This is a genomic window from Halobacillus sp. B23F22_1 (assembly GCF_043497005.1).
GTDB lineage: Bacteria > Bacillota > Bacilli > Bacillales > Halobacillaceae > Halobacillus_A.
The window spans coordinates 1,212,808-1,232,414 of record NZ_JBIEKE010000001.1; the positions used below are offsets into that span (position 1 = coordinate 1,212,808).

At 39.5% G+C, this 19,607-nt stretch carries 21 protein-coding genes; 14 read left to right on the top strand and 7 right to left on the bottom strand.

Annotated elements, in window-relative coordinates; genetic code table 11:
- Positions 1-3 precede the first annotated feature (3 nt).
- The 10 genes from ACGTNH_RS06145 (at position 4) to ACGTNH_RS06190 (ending at position 8,850) form a co-directional block, all read left to right on the top strand.
- Entirely contained in the window at positions 4-1,047 is a 1,044-nt protein-coding gene (locus tag ACGTNH_RS06145) for a Gfo/Idh/MocA family protein (protein ID WP_394585763.1), read from the top strand.
- 17 nt (positions 1,048-1,064) lie between these two features.
- Complete coding sequence (locus tag ACGTNH_RS06150) at positions 1,065-2,033, top strand: sugar phosphate isomerase/epimerase family protein (protein ID WP_394585765.1); 969 nt, start codon at positions 1,065-1,067, stop codon at positions 2,031-2,033.
- 26 nt (positions 2,034-2,059) lie between these two features.
- Positions 2,060-2,752, top strand: coding sequence for a YesL family protein (locus ACGTNH_RS06155; RefSeq protein ID WP_394585766.1), 693 nt, complete (start codon positions 2,060-2,062; stop codon positions 2,750-2,752).
- A 486-nt stretch (positions 2,753-3,238) separates the two neighbouring features.
- A complete protein-coding gene (locus tag ACGTNH_RS06160; protein WP_394585767.1) occupies positions 3,239-4,000 on the top strand; it encodes a putative hydro-lyase in 762 nt (253 codons plus the stop codon).
- A gap of 64 nt (positions 4,001-4,064) precedes the next feature.
- Positions 4,065-4,475, top strand: coding sequence for a VOC family protein (locus ACGTNH_RS06165; RefSeq protein ID WP_394585768.1), 411 nt, complete (start codon positions 4,065-4,067; stop codon positions 4,473-4,475).
- A 255-nt stretch (positions 4,476-4,730) separates the two neighbouring features.
- A complete protein-coding gene (locus tag ACGTNH_RS06170; protein ID WP_394585769.1) occupies positions 4,731-5,537 on the top strand; it encodes a glutamine ABC transporter substrate-binding protein in 807 nt (268 codons plus the stop codon).
- A 103-nt stretch (positions 5,538-5,640) separates the two neighbouring features.
- A complete protein-coding gene (locus ACGTNH_RS06175) occupies positions 5,641-6,297 on the top strand; it encodes an amino acid ABC transporter permease (RefSeq protein WP_394585770.1) in 657 nt (218 codons plus the stop codon).
- Entirely contained in the window at positions 6,297-7,019 is a 723-nt protein-coding gene (locus tag ACGTNH_RS06180; protein WP_394585771.1) for an amino acid ABC transporter ATP-binding protein, read from the top strand. Before ACGTNH_RS06175 ends, ACGTNH_RS06180 begins: the two co-directional genes overlap by 1 nt.
- Before the next feature lie 387 nt (positions 7,020-7,406).
- Positions 7,407-8,339, top strand: coding sequence for an LCP family glycopolymer transferase (locus tag ACGTNH_RS06185; protein ID WP_394585772.1), 933 nt, complete (start codon positions 7,407-7,409; stop codon positions 8,337-8,339).
- A gap of 142 nt (positions 8,340-8,481) precedes the next feature.
- Positions 8,482-8,850: a hypothetical protein gene (locus tag ACGTNH_RS06190; RefSeq protein WP_394585773.1), complete on the top strand. Its 369-nt coding sequence runs from the start codon at positions 8,482-8,484 to the stop codon at positions 8,848-8,850.
- A 41-nt stretch (positions 8,851-8,891) separates the two neighbouring features.
- Here ACGTNH_RS06190 and ACGTNH_RS06195 read toward each other — a convergent pair whose 3' ends face one another.
- From ACGTNH_RS06195 to pxpB, 4 genes are read right to left on the bottom strand one after another with little or no spacing between them, the layout of a single operon-like run.
- Positions 8,892-10,079 (bottom strand): NRAMP family divalent metal transporter, encoded by a 1,188-nt coding sequence (locus ACGTNH_RS06195; RefSeq protein WP_394585775.1) that lies wholly within the window; start codon positions 10,077-10,079, stop codon positions 8,892-8,894.
- Positions 10,080-10,101: 22 nt separating this feature from the next.
- Positions 10,102-10,872: a LamB/YcsF family protein gene (locus tag ACGTNH_RS06200; protein WP_394585776.1), complete on the bottom strand. Its 771-nt coding sequence runs from the start codon at positions 10,870-10,872 to the stop codon at positions 10,102-10,104.
- Positions 10,869-11,864 carry a 5-oxoprolinase subunit C family protein gene (locus ACGTNH_RS06205; protein WP_394585777.1) on the bottom strand — a complete coding sequence of 332 codons (996 nt, stop codon included), beginning with the start codon at positions 11,862-11,864 and terminating at the stop codon, positions 10,869-10,871. Before ACGTNH_RS06205 ends, ACGTNH_RS06200 begins: the two co-directional genes overlap by 4 nt.
- Positions 11,861-12,565, bottom strand: coding sequence for a 5-oxoprolinase subunit PxpB (gene pxpB / locus ACGTNH_RS06210; RefSeq protein WP_394585778.1), 705 nt, complete (start codon positions 12,563-12,565; stop codon positions 11,861-11,863). The genes ACGTNH_RS06205 and pxpB overlap by 4 nt, the downstream gene beginning before the upstream one ends.
- A gap of 183 nt (positions 12,566-12,748) precedes the next feature.
- On the opposite strand from pxpB, the gene ACGTNH_RS06215 reads away from it, so the two are divergent.
- Together ACGTNH_RS06215 and ACGTNH_RS06220 are read left to right on the top strand one after the other, a co-directional pair.
- The gene (locus tag ACGTNH_RS06215) at positions 12,749-13,684 is read left to right on the top strand and encodes an LCP family glycopolymer transferase (protein ID WP_394585779.1); all 936 of its coding nucleotides are present in this window, start codon (positions 12,749-12,751) and stop codon (positions 13,682-13,684) included.
- Between the two features lie 66 nt (positions 13,685-13,750).
- Positions 13,751-14,656 carry an NAD(P)-dependent oxidoreductase gene (locus ACGTNH_RS06220; protein WP_394585780.1) on the top strand — a complete coding sequence of 302 codons (906 nt, stop codon included), beginning with the start codon at positions 13,751-13,753 and terminating at the stop codon, positions 14,654-14,656.
- Between the two features lie 42 nt (positions 14,657-14,698).
- Here the strand turns inward: ACGTNH_RS06220 and ACGTNH_RS06225 are convergent, their stop codons facing one another.
- A complete protein-coding gene (locus ACGTNH_RS06225; RefSeq protein ID WP_394585781.1) occupies positions 14,699-15,106 on the bottom strand; it encodes a YkvA family protein in 408 nt (135 codons plus the stop codon).
- 94 nt (positions 15,107-15,200) lie between these two features.
- On the opposite strand from ACGTNH_RS06225, the gene ACGTNH_RS06230 reads away from it, so the two are divergent.
- Positions 15,201-16,235 carry a YecA family protein gene (locus ACGTNH_RS06230; protein WP_394585782.1) on the top strand — a complete coding sequence of 345 codons (1,035 nt, stop codon included), beginning with the start codon at positions 15,201-15,203 and terminating at the stop codon, positions 16,233-16,235.
- 48 nt (positions 16,236-16,283) lie between these two features.
- On the opposite strand, the gene fdhA is transcribed toward ACGTNH_RS06230, so the two are convergent.
- Positions 16,284-17,498: a formaldehyde dehydrogenase, glutathione-independent gene (gene fdhA / locus ACGTNH_RS06235; RefSeq protein ID WP_394585783.1), complete on the bottom strand. Its 1,215-nt coding sequence runs from the start codon at positions 17,496-17,498 to the stop codon at positions 16,284-16,286.
- A gap of 307 nt (positions 17,499-17,805) precedes the next feature.
- Positions 17,806-18,054, bottom strand: a complete 249-nt coding sequence (locus ACGTNH_RS06240; protein ID WP_394585784.1) for a GlsB/YeaQ/YmgE family stress response membrane protein — start codon at positions 18,052-18,054, stop codon at positions 17,806-17,808.
- 350 nt (positions 18,055-18,404) lie between these two features.
- Between ACGTNH_RS06240 and ACGTNH_RS06245 the strand changes: the two genes are divergently transcribed.
- Positions 18,405-19,577, top strand: a complete 1,173-nt coding sequence (locus ACGTNH_RS06245; RefSeq protein WP_394586146.1) for a cation:proton antiporter — start codon at positions 18,405-18,407, stop codon at positions 19,575-19,577.
- The last annotated feature ends 30 nt before the right edge of the window (positions 19,578-19,607 follow it).

Sequence of the window (19,607 nt, forward strand, 5' to 3'; positions counted from 1 at the left end):
GTTATGAATAAATTAAAAATGGGAATCATTGGTGCCGGAGGTATTGCACAGGAACGCCACATTCCAGCTTACGCAGGTATGAGTGAAGCTGTGGAATTAACTGCAGTGCAAGACACTAATATTGATCGTGCCCATGCAGTATCCCAGACCTTTGATATTCCACACGTTTTTGATGACTATAAACCATTATTTGAAGTGGTCGATGCAGTAACGATATGTACACCAAACAAGTTTCATTCTGAGATTGCTATCGCTGCACTTGAAGCAGGGGTCCATGTTTTATGTGAGAAGCCCATGGCCATAACGACGAAGGAATGTGAAGCCATGATTGCTGCAGCTGAGAAGAATGACAAGCTTCTATCCATTGCTTACCATTACCGTCATATGCCAGAAGCTAAACTTGCAAAAGAAGCAATCCTGCAAGGCGAGATTGGGGACCCCCTTGTAACAAGAGTGCAAGCTATGCGCCGACGTAAAGTACCAGGCTGGGGTGTTTTTACTAACAAAGACTTACAAGGTGGCGGGAGTTTAATCGATTTCGGCTGCCATCTGCTTGATTTAGCGCTTTGGCTGCTTGATGATCCTGAACCTGTGGAGGTTATGGGACGAACGTACGACCGTTTAAGTAAAACCCCTGGTCAAGTGAATGACTGGGGAGCCTTTGACCATGAAACATTTAATGTTGATGATCACGTGACGAGCTATATTACGTTTAAAAATGGGTTATCCATGCAATTTGAATGTTCATGGGCGGCAAACATAAAAGAGGATTATACAGCTTTAAGTATTTCCGGGGTTGACGGGGGAATGGACGTTTATCCTTTCCAGCTTTATCAGACAAAATATGGATCTGTATGGAACAGTCAGCCCAACATTCCGAAAGAAACTCTTAGTGAAGGATTTGTACAAGCGAAAAACTTCGTGGATAGTTGTTTAGGTAATGCAGATCTTATCGTAAAACCAGAACAAGCTTTAAAAGTTACGAAATTAATTGAAGCTATTTATAAAAGTAGTGAAGAAGGTTCCAGCATAAAAATTAAAAATTGAGAATGGAGGAATAACTTATGAAACTTGGTGTGTTTACGGTGCTTTTTTCTGACTTATCCTTTGAAGATATGCTTGATAAAGCGAAGGAATCAGGTTTGAAAGCAGTAGAGATAGGTACAGGGGGATATCCTGGGAGTGCTCATTGTAACGTGGAAGAGTTGTTAGAAAATGAAGAAAAGCGTGCTGAATACTTGGAAAAGGTTCATTCTCGCGGATTAACCATTAGTGCTTTCAGCTGCCATGGCAACCCTATTTCACCTGATGAAAAATTTGCAAAGGAATCTCACGATGCTTTTGTGAAAAGTGTTAAATTGGCTAATCTTCTCGATGTTCCCGTCGTTAATACGTTTTCTGGAACTCCAGGGGGAGCAGAAGGAGACAAATCACCAAATTGGCCGGTCACACCTTGGCCGGCTGAGTACTCTGATACGCTCGAATGGCAATGGAATGAAAAGCTTATTCCTTATTGGAAAGAGCAAGGGAAATTCGCAGAAGAATATAATGTGAAAATTGGCCTTGAACTACATGCTGGATTTCTCGTTCACACGCCGCACACTATGTTGAAGCTTCGAGAAGCAACGTGCGATGCTGTTGGAGCAAACCTTGATCCAAGTCATTTATGGTGGCAGGGAATTGAACCGGTTGCTGCCATTAAAATTCTTGGAAATGCAAATGCTATTCATCATTTTCATGCGAAAGACACATACATTGACCAAGAAAATGTAAACATGTACGGGTTAACAGACATGCAGCCCTATGGAGAAGTGAAGACAAGAGCTTGGAGTTTCCGTTCGGTGGGGTATGGACATGGCATTCAGGAATGGTCTAATATTGTAAGTGCGCTTCGTACGTATGGATATGACCACGTCATTAGCATTGAACACGAAGATCCAATTATGTCTATTAGTGAAGGCTTTAATCAAGCCGTAAAGAATTTAAAAGCTGTAAATATTGAGGAGCCTCCAGCAGATATGTGGTGGGCTTAATGGTTTGAGTAGAAGGAGTGACTAGTATGGCGAATCGATCAGGCTTTATGGGCGGCATGTATGCCGTCAGCGAATGGATAAGCAGATTTACGTTAGGAAATCTGCTGTGGGCCCTGTTTAATTTGCCAGTTGGCCTCCTTCTTCTCAGTTTATTGAACTTACAAGACAGCGGGCTTATCTTTTATATTATGGCACCTTTAGTATTAGTTACCCCTTTCGTATTTTTCCCCGCCACAACTGCTCTATTTGCTAAAGCGAGAGAATGGGTTAGAAAAGATGAAAATGATTTAGTCGAGAAATCGTATTTTTATTACTATAAAGAAAATTATTTGAAAAGTTTAGGTGGAGGAATAATATTTGTAGTATTATGGACTGTACTTGCCGCTGACGTCTATTATTTCTCTACGCGAAATACCTTTCTTATGAATGTTTTTCTTATTATGGCAATTTTACTATTTGTTTGGACGATAAACTTTTTCGCCGTAATGGTTCATTATGACATGAAGCTGAAAGGCTTTCTTAAGCAGTCTTTCTTTATAACCATAGGCAGTCCTTTATTATTTTTGACGATTGTTATAAGCTCAGCTATTGTGCTATACATAAGTCTTTATATTTTCCCTTTATTAATTCCTATTGTTACGGGTTCTCTAATCGCCTTTCTATCTTTCTCAGCTTTTTACCGCCTTCATTTAAAAATTATTAATAATAAAAATAAGTAAACTAGACCAGGCTTAAAAAGCCTGGTTTAGTTTTATCAGGCTGAGACAAAACTAAATAAAGCAAAAAGTATATAAACGATTTTGCAGCAGCCAGTTCGGAATATTTTATATTAAGGAATACTAAGGTTCCGTCAAAACACTGAAGTCACTGAAAAAGTCCTGAGTAATCTTAAAGAGCCTCAAGAATCGCTTTTCGGTGGATGCTTGCCGCGGGCACGGCCTCAGCTAACTTGGTCAAGAAGATCACTTGACCAAGTTAATGCAGCTTGCGCTATTCCCTCAGGAGGCTTCGTATTTTACTACGCTAGTCATCTGCGTTTTTACGAATGTTTGCTTTTTGACAACACTGATTTACTTATGGCACAGACTCATTTTTATGACATAAGTAAAGGAGAATTCACTACTACAAAAGCATCAATTGTTAGTTCTAAGAGCAAAGAAAAGGTAGAGGTTTTTTGATATATTGGAAGAAAGGAGGAAACGACTATGAATCCATATAATCAACGCCAGCTGTTTCGTACTCAGCAGGAAAGCGGTACGACCTCCGGCATGTGTGATAACTACCTGCAAGCGAATATGCTTGTACTCCCTAGGGAATATGCATTTGACTTTTTATTATTTTGTGTTCGTAATCCAAAACCCTGTCCTATAGTGGATGTATTGGAACCAGGAATAACGACCCCAAAAATTGCTAATGCTGATATTCGTTCGGACTTACCAAAATACCGCATTTATCGCAACGGTGAATTTGTAGAAGAGGTAAAGGATATTCAAGGAGTTTGGCGAGACGATTTTGTTACATTCCTTATTGGCTGCAGCTTTACATTTGAGAAAGCTCTTCTGGAAAGTGGAGTAAACCTTCTTCACCAGGAACAAAGAAAAGTGGTACCTATGTACAAAACCAATATTGCCTGCGAAGAAGCAGGACGTTTTAAAGGAAATATGGTAGTCAGTATGAGGGCACTGAAACCAGAAGATGTACAAAAAGCCGTTAAAATCACAGAACCTTTCGAAACCTCCCATGGTAGTCCTGTTCATATTGGAGACCCTGCTGATATAGGAATCTATGACATCATGAGTCCTGATTATGGAGAAAGCGTTGAATTTAATGAGGAAGAATATATTCCAGTTTTTTGGGGGTGCGGGGTTACTCCACAAAACGTGTGCTTAAACGCAAAACCAGAAATTATGATCTCTCATGCTCCCGGTCATATGCTTATTACGGACCAGTTTGAAGAAAAGAATTAAGTGGAATGTAATATAGTAATAACAATCACGAAGGGAGATTTTTTCAACCAAAGGAGATGTTAAAATGAAGCAGCACGTGACCCCTTATTTAACGTTTAATGGGAATGCCGTTGAAGCTTTAGATTTTTACAAAGATACTTTTGGCGGGGAAATTTCAGATTTACAAACGTTTGGTGAAGCAGATTATGATACTCCTTCACAAATTAAGAACCGTATTATGCATGCGCGATTACAGAATGGTCCAATGCTGCTTATGTTTTCTGACAGTTTCTCAGGAGAGGAGCCAGTATCAAGTGAATCTCAAGTTTCTCTGGCTGTAGAAATGGAAAATGAACAGGAAATAAAAAAAATTTATGAAAAACTAAAAGTACAAGGTACCGTAAAGATGGAACTTCAAGACACATTTTGGGGTGCTACTTTTGCAAAAGTTACGGATAAGTATGGAATTACGTGGGATTTAAATTTACAAAAATAAATACTTTGGACTAGGAAGATGACGGAGGTCTAATTACCCGCATCTTCCTTTTTTGTTTTTCACTGTACCAGGTACATGGTGCTAGAAATAGGAGCAATAGGAAACAGCAGAACGTATTTATTAGTAAATAAGATTTCTTAACTGCGGAATGCAAAATATGAACATATTTACAAGAATATGACCAAATTCAGAATATTTACATTATTATCAATCTTTGAGATAATAAAATTGAACATAAAAAGGGGGAGAACGCAGATGAAAGGTAATAAGTTAGGGTGGATTTTATTAAGCTTAATCTTATCAGTTCTTTTAGCAGGGTGTGGTACTTCTGACTCAGAAGGTGCAGATGAAGGGGACTCTGGTGGCGATACATATACAGTGGCTACCGATAATAACTTTGTGCCGTTTGAATTTTTGGACGAGGATACGGGTGAGATGGAAGGATTTGATATGGACTTGATCCGCGCTATTGCAGATGAAGCTGGATTTGAAGTTGATATTGAAGCGATGAAATTTGACGGAGTTGTTACAGGTATGCAGTCCGCCAAATATGACATAGGAATTGCAGGAATGACAATTACAGAAGAACGTAAGGAAAATATTGATTTCTCAGATCCATATTATGATGCAGGTCTAATGCTTGCAGTCCAATCAGATAACACAGAAATCGAATCTGAAGATGACTTGGCAGGTAAGACTGTAGCGACACGTTCAGGTACTACTAGTGAAACTTATTTACAAGATAACCATCCAGATGCAGAAGTAGAAACCTTCCCGGGAATTGTAGAAGCCTATATGGATTTACAAGCAGGGCGCGTGGATGCTGTTATGTATGACGTACCAAACGTTCAATACTATGTAGCTAACGATGCAGAGGGAGAATTGAAGACTGTAGGCGATATCCTTCAAGGCGAACAATATGGAATAGCATTTCCTAAGGACTCAGATCTAGTTGAAGACGTGAATGAAGCGTTAGCTACATTAATTGATAATGGAACTTACGATGATATTTATGAAGAGTGGTTCGGAGAGCGTAAATACGATACAGAATCCTCAGAATAACTAATAAAGCGTAGCAGGGCTATGTCTTGTTACGCTTTTCTATTTTAAACCAACCAATCATATGACTAACAAAATAGCTGCACACAAGGAGCGTTAATTACATATGGATGTCTTCATGGAATCACACTACATGCGAGTGATACCTTTTTTATTAGAAGGTCTCATGTATACACTTTTAATTACAGGTGTAGGATTGTTTTTTGGATTTATTCTTGGAGCAATATTTGGCTTAGCACGTCTCTCAAAGAGTAAGATAATATATGGAATAGCTACTGTGTATGTTGAAGCTTTACGAGGTACCCCTATTCTTGCACAGATCTTATTTATCTATTTTGGCCTTCCAGATGTACTCGGTTTTAATATTGATAAAATTACTGCTTCTGTTATTGCGATTGCAGTAAACGCGGGTGCTTACATAGCAGAGATTGTACGTGGTGCTGTTTACTCGATTGATAAGGGACAAAGTGAAGCAGGACGTTCAATCGGATTAACAAGGGGCCAGACGATGCGTTATATTATATGGCCACAGGCGTTTAAACGAATGATTCCGCCGCTCGGTAACCAATTTGTTATTAGTTTAAAGGATACTTCGTTATTTTCCGTTATAGCCGTAGGCGAATTAACCTATATGGGGCAGCAATACTATGGTCTAACATTCGCACCTTTCCAAGCTCTAACTATGGTTTGTCTCTTTTATCTAGCGATTACAGTTCCGGCATCGGTATATTTACGTAGAGTAGAAAGGAGACTGGATGTGTAATGATTAGAGTAAGAGATCTGCATAAATCATTTGGTGATAATGAAGTTTTAAAAGGAATTGATCTAGAAGTCAATGCCCAGGAAGTGGTTTGCGTCATTGGACCATCGGGATCAGGAAAAAGTACACTGCTGCGCTGCCTGAATTTATTAGAAGAAGTAACAAGTGGAGACGTTTTTATTGAAGGGGAAAATTTAACAGATTCCAAAGTGGATATAAATGAAGTCCGATCACGAGTAGGGATGGTATTCCAGCATTTTAATCTATTTCCACATATGACGGTGCTGGAAAATATTACATTAGGTCCTAAAAAGATTAAAGGTATTAAGAAAGCTCAGGCAGAAAAGGAAGCAGAACCTCTGCTCGCCAAAGTGGGTCTATCAGATAAAGCTAATGTTTATCCAGACAGTCTCTCAGGAGGTCAAAAGCAGCGTGTAGCAATTGCCCGTTCGTTAGCAATGAATCCCAAAATTATGTTGTTTGATGAACCTACTTCAGCTTTAGATCCAGAGCTGGTCGGCGACGTATTGGCTGTCATGAAGGATTTGGCGACGGAAGGTATGACAATGGTCGTAGTGACCCACGAAATGGGGTTTGCTCGTGAAGTTGGTGATCGAGTGATCTTTATGGATGAAGGCATCATTATGGAGGAAAATGTGCCAGCGAAAATTTTTGGAGAACCTGATAACCCAAGGACACGTGAATTCTTATCAAAAGTTCTATAAATCGAATAATGGCTGAGATAAAACTTAAATAAGCGTAAAATAATCCGAACGATTTTGCACTAATCAGTTCGGATTATTTATATTTGGAGAGAATTTATACTAATGCTGCGTCAGAACACTCGCTTTCCATTGTCACGGCCAAAGGTTTATCAGACAGCAAAAAGCGCTTTTCTGCGGGATCTTCAGGTTAAATATTCCCACATGAGTCTTATTATATTGACTACGCTTGTGATCTGCGTTTATTAGTTCTTTCCATCTCTGTTTCACTTAATCTCCAGTTTCTTTATGACATCTCAAAAACTAAACGATTCAACAAATTTCATACATACATACCAATTTTTAATATTTTAATTTATAATAATAGTATCTAGGTGAAGGGGTGTACGAATGGAAAAAAGAAGAAATAAACATAGTCGTAAAAAGAAGAAAAAATGGCTTTGGATTACCCTTTCCATTATTCTTCTCATAGGTGTTGGGATTTCAGCTTACTTATACAGCATCTATAACAATGTAAAAACTACTGTTGATAATGATATCCATGAAACCGTAACAGGAATTGACCATGAGGCTACTAAGAAAAAAGTCGATGACCAAGACCCAATTAATGTATTACTGCTGGGTGTTGATGAGAGAGATAATGATAAAGGACGTTCAGATACAATGATAGTAATGACGCTTGATCCTACGAATGAACGGATGCAAATGGTGAGTATACCACGTGACACACGAACCGAAATTGTTGGACGAGATATGGAGGACAAGATAAATCACGCTTATGCATTTGGTGGAAGCGAAATGTCTGTGAACACCGTTGAAAGCTTTCTTGATATTGAGCTTGATTACTACTTGCGAATGAATATGGAAGGACTTGGCCAGCTCGTTGATGCCGTTGGGGGAATTACTGTTAATAATGAATTTGCATTTGAATATGGAGGAAAAGATTTTCCCGAGGGAGAAATAGAACTGAATGGGGAAGAAGCTTTAGCTTGGGTGAGAATGAGGTACGATGATCCTCAAGGTGACGCTGGGCGGAACGAGCGTCAGCGTCAAGTTATTCAAGGGGTGATAGACCGCGGAGCAAACATTAACGCGGTCAACAAAATCGGGGATATCATGGATGTGCTGGGTAATAATGTAGCGACTAATATGAAGTTTGAAGACATGCGTAATTTAGTTACTAATTATCGTGGTGCCAGAAAAGATGTCTCATCCTATCAAATGAGCGGAGATGGAACGACGATAGATGATATTTATTATCTTCAAGTACCTGAATCAGAAGTTGAAAAGACCAATGAAATGATCCAAGACTTCAGTTCATAACTTTTCACATCATGTTGTGAACTTTTAATAAAAGGGTATATTATAGTATTCACATTCCCACTATTTCCGGGGAAATAATTGTCGTAGATTGTGCTAAATGCTGCTCGCTTAAATCTCATCACTCACAAAGGAGCGAGTTTTTATGATGAAGGGATGGGCAATATTAATACTTGGATCTGTATTTTTAATCGGGTGTACAGCGGATAGTGTTGAGTCAGGACCTACAAACAACAGTAATAAAGAAGCGAACGAAAACCATTCAGCTCAAAATGATGGGGAATGGGAGTTTAGTGCTTACTTGGCAAACAAATTGGAAAAAGCTCTTGGCAAAGATCCTCAAAATGCAACAGAAGAAGAATTATATAAAGTTTTAGATGATGAATCGTTAAGAGAACAATATTTAAATGAACTTTATGATTTGCTTGAGTTAAAAGTAGAGGAGGGTCTTATCAGCACAGAAGAAGCTGATGCTCAAAAGGAAACGATGGAGTTTATATTTGAAGAAAAGTAAGAGCCATGACTTTAATTTAAAGTCATGGCTCTTCTTTTATATTATTCAAATAATGACGGGATACCTTCAATAAGTGTAAATACGCCCATGTAAGCCATAGCTACGACAACAAGTGCTCCGAACACGGTCATCCAAATCGGGTGTTTATAAGTCCCTACAATCTTAGATTTATGAGCAGCCACAAGCATCACACCTAATGCTAAAGGTAAAATTAAACCATTCACCGAACCAACTAAGACGAGAATACTTACAGGTTCTCCTACAAAAGCGAAAACTAATGTAGAAACCGTTATAAAACCGATTGTTAAGTATCGATGGTTATTCTCTAATACTGGACTGAAAGAGCGAATGAATGATACAGAAGTGTAGGCAGCACCCACGACGGATGTAATGGCAGCAGCCCAAAAGACAATACCAAAGATTTTGTAACCTATATTTCCGGCGGCAAGCTGAAATACAGAAGCAGGGGGATTGCTAGGATCTAAAGAAAACCCTTGAGATAAGACCCCTAAAACGGCAAGGAATAGGAAAATCCTCATTATTGATGCGACACCAATAGCGTAGACGGAACTTTTCGTAACTTCTGGCAATGCTGCTTTCCCTTTTAAACCAGCCTCTATCAACCGGTGCCCCCCGGCAAAAGTAATATACCCTCCTACTGTACCTCCAACTAAAGTAACAATAGCTAAAAAGTCTATCGTGTCAGGGGCAAAACTTTTAACGGCAGCCTCCCCCACGGGCGGCTGGGCTGTAAACATTACGTAAATCGTCAGCGCAATCATTACAAAACCTAACATTTGAGTAAATCTGTCCATTAAGCGTCCGGCTTCTTTTACTAAGAATATACCGATGGCTAATACTCCGCTAAGTACGGCGCCAAGCTGGGGAGAGATACCAAACAATACATTGGTACCTAGTCCAGCACCGGCTATGTTCCCAATGTTAAATGCTAATCCACCCGCTACGACGAGTGCGGCGAGTACATATCCTAAACCCGGAAGCACGTCATTGGCAATATCTTGTGCACGTTTTTCACTCACCGCGATGATTCGCCATATGTTCATCTGTGCCCCAATGTCTATAATGATGGATACTAAAATTACAAAACCAAAACTAGCAAGAAGCTGTTCAGTGAAAACGGTTGTTTGGGTTAAAAATCCTGGTCCAATCGCCGAGGTTGCCATTAAGAAAGCAGCGCCGACTAATATACTACGGTTTGTGGTTTTCATAAAGAAGCTCCTATCTTAGGTGTTATAGTAAATTGGAAATCTTGTTAATTTTAATTGCTGATTCTTTTAGAGTAGAAGAAATGTTTTGTGCGAAGTCCAGCGCATGAGACCCGTCGCCATGAATACAAATAGTATCTGCTTGAATGGAAATGTCCCCCCCGTCTACAGATTTTACTTTGCTTTCTTTCACCATTCGGACAACCTGTTGAATAGCTTCATCAGCATTGGTAATAAGAGCATTAGATTCTGATCTGGAAGTTAGGGAGCCATCGTTTTGATAGGTGCGGTCTGAAAAAACTTCATTGGCTGTCTTCAAGCCGGTTTTTTCACCGGCTTTTACAAGTTCACTCCCAGATAAACCAAATAAAATAAGCTCTGGGTTTACATCATAAACGGCTTCTGCTATAGCTTCCGAAAGGGCAGCGTCTTTAGCAGCCATATTAAAAAGAGCTCCATGAGGTTTAACGTGCTGTAATTGAGTACCTTCAGCTTTAACAAATGCATGTAGTGCTCCAATTTGGTAAACCACTAGCTCATAAGCTTCTCTAGGAGAGATGTTTATATTTCTTCGTCCAAAGCCTGCTAAGTCTTGTAAGCCGGGATGAACGCCTATTCCTACATTTTTTTCAAGAGCCATCTTCACAGTTTTTCTCATAGTTGTTGGATCACCAGCATGAAAACCGCAAGCTATATTTGCGGAGGTCACGAAGTCTAGAATTTCTTCATCACGTCCCATAACATATGTGCCGAAACTTTCTCCCATATCACAATTAATATCTACTGCATAGCTCATTTTAATTCCTCCTTCTGCTTAAGTAAGATCGAACGTTTTAGTAATTGAATGGAATGTTCCTGCTCAAGCAGCGCTTTTTGAGCTTCTTCTAAAGTCATTTCTTTAAAAGTGAGATGTTCGCCAGGTTTCATTTGACAAAGCACGGGAAGATCAATACTCGCGACTTGGCCTATTTTTGGATAGCCGCCTGTCGTTTGTCGATCAGCTAACAATATAATAGGGTTTCCGTCGTTTGGAACTTGAATCGACCCAAAAGAAACGGCTTCCGAAATAAGTTCACGAGGTTCTTTTAGTGATAGAGTTTCACCTTCCATACGAAAGCCCATCCGATCTGATTGAGAAGATACTTTAAATGGTGATGAAAATAAAGATTGCTGACTGTCTTCTTCAAACCACTCATATTGCGGCCCTTTAATTAATGAGATTAGAGGTCGTGACGAGTATTTGGGAAGAAGATCAGAAGCTATGGACCAATCCATTTCTACGTAACTTCGTGTATCATCCTGAATCTTGCGTGGATACGGTCGTGCCTTCCTGAAGTGAATCACATCATCAGTTTCCAGCGGCCTCCCTTCATACCCACCAATATTGGCTCGCATATAAGTTGCGCGACTCTCCATAACGGGGGGGATATCCATCCCGCCGCCAATAGCAATGTAGGAACGACAGCCTGTTAACGGTTTGCCAAAGGAAAGGGTAGTTCCCTTAGTTACATAAATAGGCTTCCACATTGAGATTTTCTCTCCATCAATAGAGGGGGATAAATTTCCTCCGCAAATAGAAATGAGGGCTTCTTCCTCAAATTTAATCACCGGACCGAGAAGAGTAACTTCTAAGGTGGCTTCGTTTTCTTCATTTCCTACGAGTAAATTAGCGATTCGGTGAGCAAAAGTATCCATGCTTCCACTCGCTATAACCCCATATTTTTGATAGCCTGTGCGGCCCAGGTCCTGGACGGAGGTCAACAATCCATCTTTAACGATCTTCATCATGACGATGACTCCTCCCAGCTTTGATATTCGTTTTTACTTATTTCTTTAAATATAATTTTATCACCTGCACGCAGCAAACTTGGTATCTCTTGGTCCGGTGTGAATAAGCGCTTTGGAGTTCGTCCAATTAATTGCCAGCCACCCGGTGTTTTTATAGGATATACACCTGTTTGTTTACCGGCAATCCCAACCGTCCGTTCAGGAATTTCTAAACGCGGTGAGTTTCTTCTGGGAGCCGCAATTTTATCAGACATTCCCCCAATAAAAGGAAATCCTGGAGCAAAACCTATCATGTAAACGGAGTAATCGCCTGATTTGTGAATATCAATGACCTCTCTTGTCGTAAGGTTATTGTGTTCAGCTACGAACTCCAGGTCTGGACCAAACTCCCCCCCGTAACAAACAGGAATTTCAATCGTTCTAGGTGTAACTGTATCTCCTGTTTCTACAAAGGTTAATAATTCCTCGAGGTTCTTTTTCACTTGTTCATACGGGAGAATTCCATCTGTTTTTAATGCCGCTGGATTATAGAAAATGGTAACTGTAGTAAATGCAGGGATGTATTCAACCATCCAAGAAGGCTGGTGTTTTTCCAGTAGTTGGAAAATGAGACTCACTTTTGCTTGTGCTTCTTCGTTAATTTCCTGACTTACAGTAATGACAACCGCTTGATCCCCTAAATGGGTTAGTGTGTAGTCCAATATTTCACCTCATGTCTTTGTAAAAATTCAGAATTATATTTCCTAAAGTATAGATTATTCTATCAAATGTGACAAATTCAATTTTTAAACTTTGAAAAAGTGAAAGTTCTATGTTACAAATAAACGATGAATTTTTTAAAAGTAAACTTTTAAAGAGGAAGTGTCGGAAAAGGAGATGTTCTTATGGCTACACGGAGTATGAAACATCGTAGAAAAAAGAAAAAACCATGGCTGTTTTCCACGGTAGCAGTAGTTTTATTATTAGCTGGTGGTGGAGCTGCTTATTTATATTCCATGTATAATAATGTAAAAACAACGGTGGATGACGATGTCCATGAAGAAGTTAGTGGTATTGATGATGAAGCTGCTAAAGAAAAAGTAGAAGATGAAGAGCCAATAAACGTTTTACTGCTCGGTGTTGATGAGCGAGATAATGATACAGGTCGAGCCGATACAATGATCGTTTTGTCACTTGACCCTGCTAATAATCGTATGCAAATGGTCAGTATCCCAAGAGACACACGTACTGAAATATCCGGCGAAGGAACAACAGATAAAATTAATCATTCGTATGCTTATGGCGGAAGTGAAATGTCAGTTAATACGGTGGAAGAATTTTTAGAAATTGATTTGGATTATTATGTGCGAATGAATATGGATGGTTTAGCTCAAATGGTTGATGCTGTTGGAGGAATTGAAGTATCGAACGACCAGGCTTTCTCTCAAGGCGGTTACGACTTTGAAGAAGGCAATATTGAGTTAAACGGTGATGAAGCTTTGGCATATGTAAGAATGAGAAAGGGCGACCCTGAAGGGGATGCAGGTCGAAATGACCGCCAGCGGGAAGTTATTCAGGGGACAATCGATCAAGGGGCTAGTGCTAATATAGCCAACAACATTGATGACATGATGGATGTGCTCGGTAACAATGCTGCCACTAATATGAAATTCAAAGATATGAGGAACCTTGCAACCAATTATCGAAGTGCCCGTCATGATATTGAATCGTATCAGATGCAAGGAAAAGACACGTATATTAATGATATTTATTACTTAAATGTTCCTGAGTCGGAGATTGAGAAAACCAGAGATAAAATTAATGAATATACACCAAGTTAGTCAAAAGCTGTCTCAAAGGAGACAGCTTTTTTCTAAGATGGAACCCCTCCTATAGAAGCTATTTCTATGTTATATTATGAGGAACAATGTGTAAGGGAGAGGAGAATATTGAAACCAACTATAGGATTTATTGGCACAGGTGTCATGGGGAAAAGGATGGCAAACCGCTTACTGGAAGCTGGGTACGACGTCCACACGTATACACGTACAGCTTCGAAAGCAGAGGAGCTTTTACAGAACGGAGCTATATGGCAAGAAAGCGTCAAGGAGCTTGCAAAACAAACAGACATTATTATTACGATGGTAGGTTATCCAAGTGATGTGGAGGAGGTCTATTTCGGAACGGAAGGTTTGCTGGAGAACGCTGTAAATGGATCGGTACTTATTGATATGACGACCTCATCGCCAGATTTGGCTATAAAAATTGCTGAGAAAGCGAATGAAAAAGAACTCCATGCCATAGATGCTCCAGTTTCGGGCGGGGACATAGGCGCTAAGAACGGACAATTATCGATAATGATAGGTGGAGAAAAACAAACAGTGGATCAAGTTCTGCCCATTTTTAAAGAGCTCGGTCAAAATTACATAAGGCAGGGGCTGGCTGGTGCTGGACAATTCACTAAGATGTGCAATCAAGTTGCTATTGCTTCAACGATGATAGGGGTTACCGAAGCGCTTGTTTACGCAGAAAGAGCCGGCCTTGATCCTAATATAGTTTTAGAGAGTATTAGCGGAGGTGCAGCTGGAAGCTGGTCTCTAAGTAACTTAACACCGAGAGTAATCAAACGGGATTTTTCACCAGGATTCTTTATCAAACACTTTATTAAAGATATGAAGATCGCCATAGAGTCAGCAGAAAAAATGGGTATTGATTTGCCAGGATTGAAATTAGCGAAAGAACTGTATGAGGAATTGGCAAGGAACGGTGAAGAAAACAGCGGTACACAAGCCCTTTACAATTACTATGCATAAAAAAGCAGTCTCAAAGCTCGTGCTTTGAGACTGCTTTTAATTTTATTCAGCTGAATCATTTGAGAGCCAGGCTTTATAATCATCTATATCTGAACGGACTTGCTTAATCACTAAGTTCAAAATATAAACATCATCAATTAAACCAGCGACTGGTATGAAGTCAGGTATAGCATCCAGCGGCATTAATAAATAAAGAATTCCACCGAGAATAGCAATAATAGAGCCTCTTGGTGCTCTTCTATAATCTCCTCGCACCCAATCCCTCACCATACTAAACATTAGTTGAAGCTCATGCCATACTTCGGAAAGAGGCCCTTCATTTTTAAAAGATTTGTCTTTTGCCTGCTGAATTACATCTTTTGTTTTTTCTGGATTATTGATTAATTTTTGAGCTCTATCTTTTAAATTTTCGAATATACGACGTGCCTTTCCTTTTTCTGAATTTTCCATATTTAAGTCTCCCTTTAAAAACAGTGTTTTTTCTCTTTACCTTAAAATCGTTTATACTAAACAATAAGAGTAAAAAGGAGAGGAGCGTACGTTTATGACAAAGGTGGGGAGAAATGACCCGTGCCCATGTGGAAGTGGAAAGAAATTCAAGAAGTGTCACGGTCAGTCGAATGTGATAGAATTCCCTGCGAAAGTTATTGAGGAGGAGCTTGATCAACATTTCTTAAGATTTCAAGATTTTATGTTTGATCAATACCCTCATCTCTTTCCTCGTGAGAAGCCAACGACTGATGAGGAAGAGGTAGAGCAATTTATAACATTACTGTATAAGGGGCTGTTCGACTCACAAAGTGGGGAGGGAACTGTTTTTCAACAATACTTGCTAGAAAATGAACCTTCTGTTCAAAGACCGTCCGTTATAGAATCTTTAAGAACGTGGCAAGAATCTAAAGCCAGCATTTTTAAAATGTTAAATTACGACGGAGAGTCGATTATTGAAGTGGAGGATTTACTGTTCGGAGGAACTTATAAAGTAGATCGGGACCGTATTCCTTTAAAGGTTAAAGATTTCCCCATAGCCCCCTATTACACAGGGATTCTATTGAACTATGGCCCTATTTTTAAATTTGCTCCGATGGCCGTTCCAGTGGAAGAAAGGGCCTATCAAGCAATACGTATGAGACTGGAGCAAGATTTTGAAGAACAGGCTGAGGAGGAGACCTTACAAGAATATTTCCACGCCTCTTTTTTATATCAGTTGCCACAGTGGATTTATTTTGATGAAGATGATGAAAAAGAATTAGAAACGATTTGGAAAGGGAAACCCGCTGAACGAGAGGTACTAGATTTAATTGAACAATATTTGGAACAGGAATTCAAAGAAGAAGGAAACTATCAATTGTTAAAAGACATGTGGATTATGTTTTGCAATGATAAATCACCTGTTATCCGCAAGTCAGAAGTGTTTGCTGCAAGTCTAGAATACTGTTATAAATCCAGTTCTTATTTTTGGAGAGAAACCGAGACTTCAAAGAGAGCCATAGCAGAAAAGTATAACGTCAGTCCAAATAGTCTTTCAAAGCGTTATGATGAGTTAAAGGACTATTTTAAGGGGAAATTTTTATCCTAAATAAATCTATTAAAAAAAGAGCCAGCGTCAAATGCCGGCTCTTTTTATTTATGTTTTAATGAGGCCATGTGGATCGAGAACAAACTTTTTAGCGGCGCCCTGGTCAAACTCACGGTAACCACGTGGGGCATCTTCTAGACCAATCACCGTAGCGTTAACTGCTTTAGCAATTTCTGCTTTGCCTTGCAGTATGGAATGCATTAACCCTCTGTGGTATTTCATCACTGGAGTTTGTCCTGTAACAAACGTCTGTGCTTTTGCCCATCCAAGTCCGAAATCTAATTTTAATGATCCTCGGCGCGCATCTTCATCTGAAGCACCTGGATCTTCAGTTACATAAAGTCCGGGGATACCAAGCCCACCACCGGCCTTCGTTGCATCCATTACAGTGTTTAGTACTTTAGCTGGTGCTTCTTCGTGACTGTGGCCATAAGCTTCAAAACCCACACAATCGACTGCACAATCGACAACAGGCTGACCTAAAATTTGTTCAATTTGTTCGCTGATATTATCGTGTTTACTCACATTGATTGTCTCACAACCAAAGCTTCCCGCTTGAGCTAGACGTTCTTCAATCAAATCTCCCACAATCACGACTGAAGCTCCTAATAACTGAGCCGAGTGAGCCGCTGCCAGACCAACGGGACCAGCCCCTGCGATATAGACTGTCGATCCTACTTTTACTCCTGCAGAGTATGCACCGTGAAAACCTGTCGGAAAAATATCGGAAAGCATCGTTAAATCAAGAATTTTTTCCATAGCTTCGTCTTTATCCGGGAATTTAAGAACCTGGAAGTCAGCATAAGGGACCATAACATATTCTGCCTGACCTCCTACCCAGCCTCCCATGTCTACATATCCATATGCAGAGCCTGGACGATCGGGGTTTACATTTAGACAAATGTGAGTTTTCCCTTCAATACAGTTTACACAGCGTCCACAGGCGATATTAAAAGGTACAGATACAAGGTCTCCCTTTTTAACAAACTCAACGTCTCTGCCGGTTTCTATGACTTCTCCTGTAATTTCATGGCCAAGAATTAATCCTTCAGGGGCAGTAGTCCGTCCGCGAACCATGTGTTGGTCGCTGCCGCAAATATTAGTAGAAACTACCTTTAAGATTACACCGTGTTCACATTTCCGTCCTACATTCTTAGGGTTAACACCCGGGCCATCACGTAATACCAACTCTGGAAAATCAATTTCCTTAACTGTTACGTCTTCATTACCTGTGTAAGCTACAGCACGGTTATTCGTTGCCATACATGAACCTCCTCATAATATTTGTCAGGATAACAAATTACATTGAGCGGGAACGAAAGCGGTACATTTCAGTAATACAGCCGGGACGGTTCAATAGTTTATTCATGAGTAAAAGAAGTGAAGTAGATTAGTCAGATATGTATTATGAATGGAGGTGGTAGAAACATAAGGGGATATAAGCTGCATTAATTGAATACCCTTTCATGGATATCTCAAACATGAGATTTATACATTTTAGTTGGAGGGTGGAAATTGATTAGAATACCTAGTAGATAGAAAATCCCCTCATAATTCTGAGGGGATTCGCTTATTTGCGAGTACTTCGCATAATTAGGCTAATAATAAAGACGAAGATAATCGCCCCGATAAGAGCAGGTATAATGGCAATTCCTGCTAAACTGGGCCCTAAGCTTCCCAGCAATTCGCCACCAAGCCAAGCGCCTACTATACCAGCAATTATATTACCTATAATACCAAGCGGCATATCTCTGCCGATTAAGATTTGGGCTAACCACCCTATAAGTCCTCCAACAATCAAATATAAAATAACTCCCATGAATTTTACCTCCTTTGTTATATTCACTATTTATCCACTTATTTTTTATTTAAAACATACAAAATACTTTGACATCTTTTCACTGGAACTATCAGATTAGAATTTTCTTTTGTAATTTACTGTTACCGTCTCTTTTGTGGTTAATTTGAATAATGGAAAAGGGACTTTCTTTCACCCCGCGGAAAGCGGCGCTTTTTTATTATGAAGTACATATTAGCTTTTTCGATAGACTGACCCGATCATTTTAAATGATCGGGTTTTTTATCTATCATTTTTGAATGAATCGATTTAACTCGTGGTAAGTAACATAGAAGAGATATTATAAGAAGAGGGTGTTGAAGGTGACAGCTATGCAGGTTGTACTATTATTATTTTTAGGTTATATCGTTTTTACTTTAGATAAAAAACAAGAAGATATTCCAGTGCCCGTCGTTTTATTGCTGCTTGGTATAGGACTATCGTTTGTTCCCTTTTTCTCATCAATAGAATTAAATAAAGAATTAATTTATGACTATTTTTTACCGGCTTTATTGTTTATTTCTGCTTATCAATATTCTCCGAAGGCACTTAAAAAATACGGTTGGTTGATTGGGATGTTAAGCACAATAGGGCTTATATTTACAGCTCTTGCATTAGGTTTTTTTACTTATGCAGTGGGAGGAATCTTTACGTCATTTACATTGTTAGGTGCTCTTCTAATTGCTGCAATCCTAACGCCTACTGATCCTGTATCAGTGGTTTCTATCCTAAAACAATCTTCAACAGATGAAGAGGTAGCGGACATTGTTGAGGGCGAATCTATGATAAATGATGGAACGAGTGTAGTATGGTTTACTGTTCTATCTTCCATGTTTGTAAAAGGGGAAAGTTTTAAGTTTTTTCCTTTTTTAGGAGAATTTCTTATCGTTTCACTTGGCGGGGCTGTCATTGGGTTGGTCTTCGGTTGGATCGTGAGCAAAGCTGTGCATATTACTCACCATCGACAATATCAAATCATGTTAAGTATCGTGTTGGCTTATGGTTCCTTCCATTTGGCAGAACATGTAGGTGTTTCGGGAGTTTTGGCGACCGTCGGCTCTGGAATTATGCTGGCTTGGGAATTTGACCATACAAATAAAACGGATCATTACTATGAGTCACTTTCTAGTTTTTGGGATGTTGTAGAACCTACGGTTTTATCTCTCGTATTCTTAGTAATAGGTATTGAGGCTACTGATCATTTGGTTGCAGATGTATGGGGTTTAGCTGTTCTCTTGTTTTTAGCTGCATTTATCATTCGTTTCTTGGTCGTAGGGGGAACCATGCAGTTCTCTCCCACGTTTAGAAAACACCTGAATTTAAAGAAGAGTGCTATCATTTCTTGGGCAGGTATCAAAGGAACCATGAGTGTTGTTTTATTATTAAGTCTGCAAGCAGATGCTGGTTCCCAAGCAGAAGGTATCCTATCCGTTACATTTGCAGTAATTATTTTGTCCATTGTGATTCAAAGCTTGGGAGTTTATCCATTATCTAAGCGGCTGTAAACAACAAAAACACCGCTTGCGCAAAGCGAG